Here is a 10,394-nt window from a genome sequence, read left to right as displayed (position 1 = left end):
GCCACTTCTCATTTAAGAAGTCGCACAGCAGTTGGTCTTCACACTGTTTGTAGTTTTTGTTGTTTGGCTTGCGGAAATACGCACCAATTTCGTATTTACTTAAACTAATACCAACCACTTCTAATACGTCCAACACATCTTCTGCTTTCATGTCTAGCGCAATGCGCAGCTTCATGAGAATCATGTTGTTAGTCAACGCGACTTCTGGCTTAGGTTGCTCGCCGTCTTTTTTGCCTCGCTTGAGGTTAATAAAGCCATTTAAGAATACCGCTAACTCTTGATCCTTCATCTTAACGCTAGATTTGTCGCTTTCATCTTTTAACCAGTTTGCCACTTTATCGTGAGCCACAGTGACTTCGGCCTGCCCGAAAGCTTTCATTATCTGTGCGTTTTTAAGGTTTAACGCGTGTTGGATACGACGTAAAATTTCGTTGTTAGTCACTAGGGATTCCTAAAATGAGTTCTAAGGGTGAATAAAAATCCATCAATTACATGCGAACTGTGGGTGTCTTTATTCAATAGCGTGGTTGACGGTGACTCTAACAGAGAATACGTTTCTTCGGTAGGTTAAAAAATGGAGATAAGACGGCCTATTCGAACTAGTTGGTGAAGTTGGTAAGACCCCACTTTCATAGACACTATGCTGATTAAAAGAAGTAGTTCAAACCATCTCACTGTGATTTGTGAGGTTGAACGTTACTGGCAAGGAATGTGGCAGAAACGGTTTAGATCAACAGAACTAAACCGTTTCTATCAGGTTAGAAAAAGGTTCTTCAAACCATAAATCGCACTTTGGACCTATCTATCTAAAACTTGGGATAATCGCTGGAATTCCTGGTAGTAGACCAACCAACGCCATTACACTTGTTAGCACAACAAACATAATGCCAGGCAACACCCAACGGCTCATTTTACTCAGTTCCCCACTACGCTCTTTACAGCCGACTAAGCCTAAGTTATCTAACAGCATGGTGAGCGACCAGCCAAATGCAGGGTTAACTAACGCTGAAGAAAATACAACAATCGCCGCCGATTGTGTGGTTTTCCCTTCACGCGTCATTTCCATTCCCGCTTCTAGTAAAGGAACAAATACCCCAACAATGAGCGCAACACAAAGTACTGGTTGCCAGATCGCTAAATCCATTGGGTAGCCCCAAACAGCTGCGATGATACAAAAAAGTGCTGTCAGCAAAGCGCCGGCAGGAATAGGACGTTTAGCGATAGCCGCCGGAACGATATAAGTCCCCCATGAAGACGTAAAGTTAGTACCACCGAGCAGAGAGCCGAACGTCTGACGAATTGACGCGGTGGTCATGGTATCGTCGATGTTCATATGTACTTTTTCTGTACGCTCTGGATAGCTGATTTTTTGGAATACTTGATGTCCTAGAAAATCTGGCGACCACATGGCTACGGCCAAAATAGCAAAAGGCAGTACCACCATGAAATGTTCAATCGTCGGTAAACCTAGCATCCAACCCGTATCTTCTCCCCACCAATACATAGGGTTCATGTTGGGTAAGCCCGGCTCAGTTTGAAAAGAAAACGGCGCGCCCATGGCAAAAGCTAAAGTGCCGCCTAGCAAGCAACTAAGAGGGACAGCTAGCCAACGTTTACGAAAATGTTCCAACAGCGCATATAGAATTATGGTGCAAAAGATCACTACAAAAGCGATGTGACTCATCCCTATCCCCTCTGCCCATGCGAACAGTTTTTTCACTTGAGAGACGGTTCCAACAAAGCCAAGGTAGAGTAATAAGCCGCCACACACGCCTTTACTGGTCAGGTTTGCCAGCATACTGCCACCCTTACTAATAGCTAGCAGTATGCCAAAAGCGCCAATCAGCAAACCAAAGGCCATAGGGTGCCCACCAGCAGCAACAACGATAGGAATTAATGGAATGAGTGGGCCGTGTGTACCCGCGAGGTTTGCGGTCGGCAATAGAAAGCCTGAGAAAAGAATAATGAAAACTGAGGCTATGAGCAGTTCATATCGAACATTTTCTAATATAAAGCCTTCATTGAGCCCTAGCGCCCCAGCAAAGGTTGCGGCTATGGCTCCCACCATAACGACTTTGCCAATGGTCGCGGCCATCGCTGGAATGGCATCTTCTACCTCGAATCGGTAGTCTTTGAACGGCAAATTGGGACGCCAGCGTTTAGGCGCCATGATTTGCAACTCGTGCTCTAAATATTGCTCTCGGGAATCAAATTCCGATCGTGGCTTATGTTGTTGCTCATAAGTGAGTTCAGCCTCATTGGCTTGAGGCTTATCTGTTCGTATCTGTACGGACTCTAAAGTACTGCTCATAGTGATTCCTTTCGTTCACACTCTAAGGTGTGTTTTTCCAACCAACGTTATTTACTCACCAAACGAAGATTAAGCAGTTGATTGCCTACATTCTCTTCTACAAGAACTCGATGAAGGATGTTCATGAATCCTTGAATTTCAGTTGCTAGTACCTTATACCAAACGAAAAAATACAAATAGTGTCAGATAGTTAGACATTAGTCGTAGGTTGAGAGCTAACGGTATAAGCGTTGTGATGGTATTTGATAGGAACAGTCTCACGGTCTTTGGCGAGAGCGAACAAAAGGTGTGGAAGCGTGGTGAGCCAACCGCAACAGAAAGCTTGGGTTCGCGGCTTGTTATCCAATTAAGAAAGGGGCTCTCATGGCCCCTTTAGTCTGTTGATTCATGTATCGCAATTAGTCTAACAACGCATCAACTGGATAACCTCTTTCGAAACACTCTCTGCTTCAATGTCTTCCAGCGTACCAGCAACAAACTAATGGCGATGAAGATATAAATCGTTGGTTCTGCCACCTCTGACTTCACCGACCAATAGAAGTGAATCGGTGCCAATATCGCCGCTAAGTAAACCCAGTTATGCAGCTTTTGCCATTTAGGCCCCATCTTGCGTTGCATGGATTGAGTCGAAGTCACCGCCAGAAGTAACAAGATCACCCACACTGCTGCACCAACGGTCAAATAAGGGCGTTTGACGATTTCGGAGGCAAGCAAACTCCAATCTAACCCTAAATCAAGAACAGCAAACGCAACCAAATGAAGTACTGCCCAGAAAAAGCTGTATAGCCCAAGTAGTCTCCTAACTCGAACTAACAAACCCTGCTTAGTCCAACGCGCAAACGGAGAAACCAACAAGGTAATAAACAGCGTATTTAGCGCGCTAATACCCGTGTAATGAATGATGCCTTGAACAGGATCACCACCTAAGTTGTCGGTATTAATCGCAATTACCAGCAGACCTAAGAAACCCAGAGAGACAAGGTGGATCAGGACTTTAAGCGCAATGATGTGTTTTGGCGTCAGCTTTCTCAATAGAACTTCCTCAGATCCATATTCTTATAGAGATGTGCTACTTCGTCTTCGTAGCCGTTGAACATCAATGTTGGCTGTCTGCGAGTGCTGAGCACACTGCCCTCCCCGATGAATCGCTCGCTTGCTTGGCTCCAGCGTGGATGGTCAACATTCGGGTTCACATTGGCGTAAAAACCGTATTCATTCGGCGCTAAACGATTCCACGTTGTTGGCGGCTCTCGGTCGGTTAGACGAATTCGAACAATAGACTTGATGCTTTTGAAGCCGTATTTCCAAGGTACAACTAAACGAAGTGGCGCACCGTTTTGTGGAGCAAGCGTCTTACCGTACAAACCCACAGAAATCAGCGCGAGCGGGTTCATTGCTTCATCAAGACGAAGCCCCTCGACGTAAGGATATTCAATGCTGCTAAACGAACCTTGAGCTGGGAACTGTTTCGGGTCGTAGAGGGTTTCAAAAGCTACGTATTTCGCGCTGCTTTTTGGGTCCGCCATTTTTATGATGTCCGCTAAAGGAAAACCAATCCACGGAATGTTCATGGACCACGCTTCGACACAACGTAAGCGGTAGATACGCTCTTCTAGTGTGAACTTACTAAAGATATCGTCGTAGTCGAGCTTGATTGGGTTATTCACCAAACCGTCGATCTCTACCGTCCATGGGTCAGACACGAACTCAGAAGAGTTTCTCGCAGGAGCAGACTTATCGGTACCAAACTCATAGAAGTTATTGTATTTCACGATCTTGCTTTCAGGAGTAAGGGAAAGATCCGCTTGATACTGCTGTGGCTTTGCTGCGCTAAGGTCAATTCGATTGTCTGAGACTGGCTTTTCCTTTGACGCGAAGATGTCCAAAATACCCGCTTGCGCATTTGCAGCGAGCGGCATACCGACAACCGCAATGCCAAGCTTTTTCAGTATTTCACGACGCTCTTTATAGACTGACTCTGGCGTCGCTTCGTTTTCAGATAAAGCCCAACGATGATTCTTCTTAATCCACATAATCTTCCCCGAATGTGTTCATAATTTAGTAAATAGCGAACTGGTAATACGTTGATTAAGAGAGACCGTAGCAATGGCATTTCTATTTCATACAAAACGAAAAGTCGATATTCAGGCGGGTTCGATACTTAACATCAAGGACATTTAAGAGTGAACTAACTCCTCTGCATCATGTCCAACGGTTTTTACAATAACTAGTATCGTATTATGTCTGTATTATTGCTCTCCACCGCACTCATCTCCGCAGCCGAATCATCGTTAACCCATCAATTGGAGCAAAACACTGAACGCTCTGATGTGGTCACTGTTAGTGTCGACACTAAAAAACTTGGCACATTCTATATCCTGCCAGCAAGAACACTCGCAGATGGCAAACAGCCTACTTTAACCTGCATTACTGCGAGTGGCAGTCGTTCTGATATTAAGTACCAAACGGATATCCAATGTGACCATGTCGATTGGCAATTACCGCTTGTTAAAATTGGCCATGACGGCTTTGATATCGCTGATCAAGTCGATAGTTATTCCCCAGATAAAGGATGGCGCTTTATCAGTGAATTCAACTCTCTGCCACGATTTTCTAAACACAATGATGAACCTATACCCGCTCAAGTCTGTTCTCCAAACAACCAATGTAACTGGATGCCAGATGAAAGCCAGCCGCCACTGTTTATGATCTGGGGCTTAAAGCCTATCGAACTGGATATCAACGGTAAAACAATAACAGTCACCACAGATACTGATGAGATTTTAAAAACCATGTCAGACTGGAAACCTGCGCTTGAGTCTCAGCTGGCATACCTAATTAGTTTGTTTCCGAACAATAAAGTAGAAAAGTGGGATATCGCTTTTTTTAGCCGAGATAAACAATCGGGCAGCGTCAGTGGTGCAGCAGGTAGCGATAAAATTCTTGTTAACGCCTTACTAAACAATGGTGAACTAGAAGATGATGCAATGCCGATGCTGCTTAAGATTGCAGCTCACGAGTCCATGCATTTACTCGACACAACTTCGCCAATGTGGGCATCTGAAAGTCTTGCTGAATACTATGGTATTAAGTCTTTAGGCAAGACGCGTTATGACTTTACCGATCCTCAAGCAGAATGGAATGACTTTAAGAAGCGCTTCCCCTTTGCAAGTACCGGGCTATTAGAGGCCAATGACCGCGTGTCAAAAGACCAAATGTACCAGTATTACCCCTTGTTTTACGTTAAGGGCCCGGCATTTTGGCAATTGGTTGATCAGAGTCTAATGGCTAAAGGAAAAAGTTTAGATACGCTATTACCGACTCTGACTTTCAACAAAGATGGGCACCTTTCCGAAGCTTCCATCTCTGACATTACTGGCGTCATCGGTAAACAAAAGTGGCATGAACTTGCGAATCTTTATTTGTAAGACGCGTTGCTTGTGAGGTTTAGTATCTATAAATAAGTAGACTAAAGAATTGGACCTATGAGCTGCGTTTTGCCATAGGTTCAGTTCATCTCGCATGTCTGGACGTGGCAGTGGAATAACGATTTTAAACAGCAAATTTCTACTGCGTTCTTCTCTGATAATGATAAGAACTCAGAACCAGAATTATCGAGAACACCTATGTTTATCCATCATGTAAACGGCATTGACTGGCTGGTGATTACCGCCTTTGAAGAACTGAAGCCTCTATTTATTGAAGACGCTGGTTCGATTCCCGCTTGCTTCTCTATCACCAGTGAATTGAGCCTGATAGATCAAGCCAAGCGCACTTATGGATACTTGCCACCACTCCGCGGCGTAATCACGGATACTGGCACCTTTCAAAGCCAAGATAACGAAGAAGATTTGAATCCACAACTTGCCTGCATAGTCGAGGGGCGTGGCCGAGTGTTCATCTATCACGGCGGCTTTGTCGCCTTTGTGGATGACGAACAAACGTTTATTACCCGATTGGACTGAACATGATTCAGTGAGTTGGAATTGGCGAACTGGCATTCGCAGCTCTGATTCAGACGGTAAACGTAGACGAAAGGCTGTATATTGAAGCTCGTAATATAGAGCCTTAGATGCCCAATCAACGCGACTTACTTTCTTCGAACGTCGCTCTTTATATCGTAGCTGATTTGCTTCTCTACGTTCTTTAGTTGAGTTCCTGCCTTATGAAACGCCTTTTGGATTGCTGTAGCAACATGACGTTGGCCCTCTCCGGTTAAAAAGTTTGCTCTGTCTTGGCTTGTTTCAAATACACAGATGATTTTTAAGCTCTGTGGGAAGGAAGAGTAATTGACCGTATGAGTCACCCAAACAAAGCCTTCATAGCTTTTTAATGTATCTTCACAAACGTCGGTTAACACCTCTCTAATTTGGTTTTCGATCTTCTTATCTGACTTACGCATAAAGCAAACTTCCTATTTAACGCCTTTAAAAAGTGTTCGTTCACATTGATTGTGACTGCAGGGTACCTAAAGTAATTAAGCAGTCAAGCCAATGCAGTGGCACTTTGAAACGGTAAAGTGACACTGCACATTGGTATAACTAACATGTTTAAAAACAAGGCGTTTTCTGACTATTCTGAAAAATGAATCGTTGTTCACGTTTCAGGTCAGAATATTTATTGATACCAGCACTCACAAAATCAAAAACGTTGAAATGATGAGTTCTACATTTTGATGAAGTGTGTTTATTCGCTCTTCTCAGAGTTTTTGATTTTTTTTGCAATCCACTGGTGCATGTGAAGTCCTGTTTTACGCTTAAGTAAAAAGTCAATCCCAGCTAAAATTAATAATCCAATTATTGTTCCCATTATGCTCTCCAATTACAGTTAAAGTTTGTAAGCCAATCTAATAAGTAAGAGGTAAACCTCAATCAACTCATTGATTTCATCATCTTTTCTATGTTGAGTCCGCCAAGTTCTTCTAGATTTGATTTAAATTTCTCATCTATCGATAACTGACGCTCTACTTTCTTAAGTTCCTTCTCGAGGAAATTTTCAACCTCTCGAGATACGTTGAACATCAGCCCCTGCTCACGCGCAGATTTCCTAGCTCGTTTCAAGCGAAAATCTAAATCTGACGAGATTTTAATGTTCAGCGATACTTTGGACTTTTTCTTTTGTAATGACATGGCGTCCCTCCCAACCTGACCCGTAAAACTATAAACTTTTCTACCTTTTTTGCAAGAAAAATATCGTTTATTGTGATCTAGATAAAGATCAGAACACAAGAAAGCTCCCCTGATATGGGGCAGTGATTAGCTCAATTGTACGCAAATAGCAGGGTTGTTTTATGAGTGGTTTGCTCAAGCGCTACAGGCTTTCTACTTACAAAGCTGGCTCGTGGTATGGTTCTGTATACTTGACTATCACTGCCAGTGGCAACGGGATTGGCTTTCTGTGGGAAAAATTAGATGCTTATTGTAAGCCGTAGGATCTATTTTTGTGCTGACGGTTCTAACCGTCAGCACATTAGGATTTCAATCGAACAATAGAATTAGAGAAGTAATTATTTCGATGCTATGCAGCAGCTGTGGATCATTTTATGCCGCAACATCACTAATATTATTCTGATATCATTTAATTAGAAATAAATCTTTCTTTAATTCCGATCTCGCAGCCTATTAACAATAATTCAGATAGTTCTACATTTAAATAATATCGTTCTGGTTGACTCATCGCTTGTTGAAACGCGTTAATACATCTATTTATTCGCTCTGGCTTCGAATAAGGGCTTTCTTGCCATTCAATACGAATCCTCTGATTCGTATGCTTTTCCACCCCACTTAGGCTATGCTGTTTGGAACTTAACTTGTAGGCTGTGACTTGCTCGAAAAAGAAGATTTCATTAGCAAAACATGTATTAGTTGAAAGTAGCGCTAATAATAATAATTTATTTTTCATTATAAATTTACTCTTGGGAGATTTAAGTTAAAAACTTAGACATTAACTATAAAATTATTCACCCCATAAACATGTGGAAATATAATTTCTTGCTCATTATCAAAAAGAACGAGTTTCAATCGTCGTATTTTTAGAAGGAATAACTAAAACATCTATTTTTATCTTATGCTATTGAAAAAAGATTGAATTACTGGTACTACCAACAAATCTGACAATGATCATGTTTAACGTGGTTAGTAATTACAATTAAAACTAAAGTTCCAACTATCAATAGAATACTGGTGCGACATAAATAAAGTGATGTTTTTATCATTAAAATACCTCCCCTCTCTCAATTATTGTATTTCATCATCCCCTAATGGATTAGGTGTATTAACTTACTACTATCATCAACATTCACTTTGTAAGAACGCCTTATGCTTTATTGAATTACTCGATTTATAAATCAATCGTATTTTGATAATATTTCCTATTCTCATCCAAACGAACTATATGGAGAATGGTTTTGGGGCTAGATACTGCTTACATCCCTGTTGCAGAAGAGGACATAAAGTACTTCGTTGAAGACGTTTGTAACAACCCTGATTTGGTTGAACAAAGAGTGAATCAACTCACGCCTTCTGAGCAAGAAAGAAATTTTCTCACTCATACGCTGTATAAAAACCTCTTAGCTCAGACTGAAAACGACCCATTCGACAGTCATTTTGGTTTTACTTCATGCTGTATTTTGGCGTATCTGTCTCCCTACTATTATGACAGAGGGCAATCGCTAGCAAGATTGGTAGATGAGTTCGGTGGTGAACAATCAGAGCACTTATTTTCGCTATTAAGTCGTTTCCAAACCTTCTTTTCGACCGTTCCTCACTGCGGTTATTCGGGCGGCCCTAACTACTGCTCCGGCTACTACGTACGTAAAGAAAACATAACACCACTACTCGATGCGCTCATGAAATTAGATCGCGCTGTCGGCCCTTTGTTTGAAGAAGACAGTGGCCTTATTAGAGCACTCAAATACGCACAAAAGCATCAGACAGGCTTACTTGAAGCCTTCGACATACAAGTCCCATCCAGTGGTGAATTTTTCACGAGTCGTTTCAACTTGCGAGCTTGGTATCTTGACAACTTGGATGATGAAAGGATCGAAAAAGAGTGTATAGACACATCATTCACAATTGGCTTTCCTGTGCCATCTTCCAGCATTATCGACATGTTTGATACCGGACCTTTGATATTTGACTGGGTCCGCTCTGAAAATCTGTTACCCATCTTTGAAAATGATCCTGATCCCAAGAAAGAACGAGCGGTCAGCGGCCAATTAGAGATCAGACTGATTTTTGAAGAAACGACACCACTGGTTGTAGTGCGAACGACACAAAATACACTGCTGCATGCTCCAGAAAACTATGTTGAGAAAATAAGGCTGTCGTTTGAAAAGTACCTTACACAGAATGGGCTAGAGGCGAACTTTTTTGTCTCACTTCATGACTCCGAAAGCATACCAAAAGAGATCAAGTCGTCATCTGATATTGAGGTACGTTATTTTTCAAAACCAAGCTTTATCTTTAGTAGGCACCAATGGCTGTTCACTTTAGATGATGAGAAGTTAACCATGGAGTTTGGATATTCAGGCCGTATGGTGTTGTCCTTAAATGGGGAAAAGATCGATGAGTATCGACTATCGGATAAAGACATCCATAGAACGGTTTACTTCGCTGGGGGGCATTGGTACACCATTAGTGTAGATGCCACACAGTATCGTAATGGTGACTTAGATTTAAAGATTTACAAGGGTGTCCAACCAAAAGCGGAATTTAAGTGTTTCAAAGGCGCAGAGCAATATCCGCTATCTAAAAACCTCGTTTTGATGGCTGGTGAGATGGCGACGATTTTTCTTACCCTCATGACGCTGGCCGCTCGCAAACCAATTCTTATCCCTCCACTACTTTTAATCGGTTTTCTGATGTTTAAGTACAATCAACGTCATCATTACTTTCTTAAGCCCAGTTACGAGTTAGAGGAAGATTCCCAACCGTAGACTTAAAAAGCCCACCGCGTGGCTGTCTCTTATACACAAATCCCCAAACTTATAGCTTGGGGATTTTTTTTGAACTCTTTCAAGTGTGTGTGATCTGATCACTTAGCAATCCTTACTGAAACACTAAGATGACACACTCAGACGCTA

General features: G+C 42.2%; 11 protein-coding genes. 3 read left to right on the top strand and 8 right to left on the bottom strand.

Annotated elements, in window-relative coordinates; all coding sequences use genetic code 11:
- The 4 genes from KIV40_RS20680 to msrP all read right to left on the bottom strand — a co-directional run.
- Positions 1 to 442: DUF1456 family protein (locus tag KIV40_RS20680; protein ID WP_285351093.1), on the bottom strand; the 442-nt coding region annotated here is incomplete at its 3' end.
- Between the two features lie 360 nt (positions 443 to 802).
- On the bottom strand, positions 803 to 2,311 hold the full coding sequence (locus KIV40_RS20675) for a DUF3360 domain-containing protein (RefSeq protein ID WP_050905909.1): 1,509 nt from the start codon (positions 2,309 to 2,311) through the stop codon (positions 803 to 805).
- A gap of 414 nt (positions 2,312 to 2,725) precedes the next feature.
- Entirely contained in the window at positions 2,726 to 3,343 is a 618-nt protein-coding gene (gene msrQ, locus KIV40_RS20670; RefSeq protein WP_047479716.1) for a protein-methionine-sulfoxide reductase heme-binding subunit MsrQ, read from the bottom strand.
- Positions 3,340 to 4,344 carry a protein-methionine-sulfoxide reductase catalytic subunit MsrP gene (msrP, locus tag KIV40_RS20665; protein ID WP_285351089.1) on the bottom strand — a complete coding sequence of 335 codons (1,005 nt, stop codon included), beginning with the start codon at positions 4,342 to 4,344 and terminating at the stop codon, positions 3,340 to 3,342. The genes msrQ and msrP overlap by 4 nt, the downstream gene beginning before the upstream one ends.
- Before the next feature lie 207 nt (positions 4,345 to 4,551).
- On the opposite strand from msrP, the gene KIV40_RS20660 reads away from it, so the two are divergent.
- Together KIV40_RS20660 and KIV40_RS20655 are read left to right on the top strand one after the other, a co-directional pair.
- The gene (locus KIV40_RS20660) at positions 4,552 to 5,739 is read left to right on the top strand and encodes a hypothetical protein (protein WP_285351087.1); all 1,188 of its coding nucleotides are present in this window, start codon (positions 4,552 to 4,554) and stop codon (positions 5,737 to 5,739) included.
- A gap of 198 nt (positions 5,740 to 5,937) precedes the next feature.
- Entirely contained in the window at positions 5,938 to 6,276 is a 339-nt protein-coding gene (locus KIV40_RS20655) for a hypothetical protein (protein WP_005433823.1), read from the top strand.
- A 125-nt stretch (positions 6,277 to 6,401) separates the two neighbouring features.
- Here the strand turns inward: KIV40_RS20655 and KIV40_RS20650 are convergent, their stop codons facing one another.
- From KIV40_RS20650 to KIV40_RS20635, 4 genes are all read right to left on the bottom strand, one after another.
- Positions 6,402 to 6,713, bottom strand: a complete 312-nt coding sequence (locus KIV40_RS20650) for a Fis family transcriptional regulator (protein ID WP_134977659.1) — start codon at positions 6,711 to 6,713, stop codon at positions 6,402 to 6,404.
- A 284-nt stretch (positions 6,714 to 6,997) separates the two neighbouring features.
- Positions 6,998 to 7,120, bottom strand: a complete 123-nt coding sequence (locus KIV40_RS20645) for a hypothetical protein (protein WP_005433922.1) — start codon at positions 7,118 to 7,120, stop codon at positions 6,998 to 7,000.
- Positions 7,121 to 7,182: 62 nt separating this feature from the next.
- Positions 7,183 to 7,440, bottom strand: coding sequence for a hypothetical protein (locus KIV40_RS20640; RefSeq protein ID WP_012128091.1), 258 nt, complete (start codon positions 7,438 to 7,440; stop codon positions 7,183 to 7,185).
- A 448-nt stretch (positions 7,441 to 7,888) separates the two neighbouring features.
- Complete coding sequence (locus KIV40_RS20635; RefSeq protein WP_285351085.1) at positions 7,889 to 8,212, bottom strand: hypothetical protein; 324 nt, start codon at positions 8,210 to 8,212, stop codon at positions 7,889 to 7,891.
- Between the two features lie 601 nt (positions 8,213 to 8,813).
- Here KIV40_RS20635 and KIV40_RS20630 point away from each other — a divergent pair.
- Positions 8,814 to 10,247 carry a hypothetical protein gene (locus KIV40_RS20630; protein ID WP_285351084.1) on the top strand — a complete coding sequence of 478 codons (1,434 nt, stop codon included), beginning with the start codon at positions 8,814 to 8,816 and terminating at the stop codon, positions 10,245 to 10,247.
- The last annotated feature ends 147 nt before the right edge of the window (positions 10,248 to 10,394 follow it).

Source organism: Vibrio sp. D173a (assembly GCF_030248475.1).
This window is presented reverse-complemented; position numbering and strand designations above follow the sequence as displayed.

What these genes read in the sequence shown, in the direction of transcription:
- msrP (WP_285351089.1), bottom strand. Translation starts at nt 4,344, where the DNA reads ATGTGGATTAAGAAGAATCATCGTTGGGCTTTATCTGAAAACGAAGCG.
- KIV40_RS20640 (WP_012128091.1), bottom strand. Translation starts at nt 7,440, where the DNA reads ATGTCATTACAAAAGAAAAAGTCCAAAGTATCGCTGAACATTAAAATC.
- KIV40_RS20655 (WP_005433823.1), top strand. Translation starts at nt 5,938, where the DNA reads ATGTTTATCCATCATGTAAACGGCATTGACTGGCTGGTGATTACCGCC.
- KIV40_RS20675 (WP_050905909.1), bottom strand. Translation starts at nt 2,311, where the DNA reads ATGAGCAGTACTTTAGAGTCCGTACAGATACGAACAGATAAGCCTCAA.
- KIV40_RS20645 (WP_005433922.1), bottom strand. Translation starts at nt 7,120, where the DNA reads ATGGGAACAATAATTGGATTATTAATTTTAGCTGGGATTGACTTTTTA.
- KIV40_RS20650 (WP_134977659.1), bottom strand. Translation starts at nt 6,713, where the DNA reads ATGCGTAAGTCAGATAAGAAGATCGAAAACCAAATTAGAGAGGTGTTA.
- KIV40_RS20660 (WP_285351087.1), top strand. Translation starts at nt 4,552, where the DNA reads ATGTCTGTATTATTGCTCTCCACCGCACTCATCTCCGCAGCCGAATCA.
- KIV40_RS20635 (WP_285351085.1), bottom strand. Translation starts at nt 8,212, where the DNA reads ATGAAAAATAAATTATTATTATTAGCGCTACTTTCAACTAATACATGT.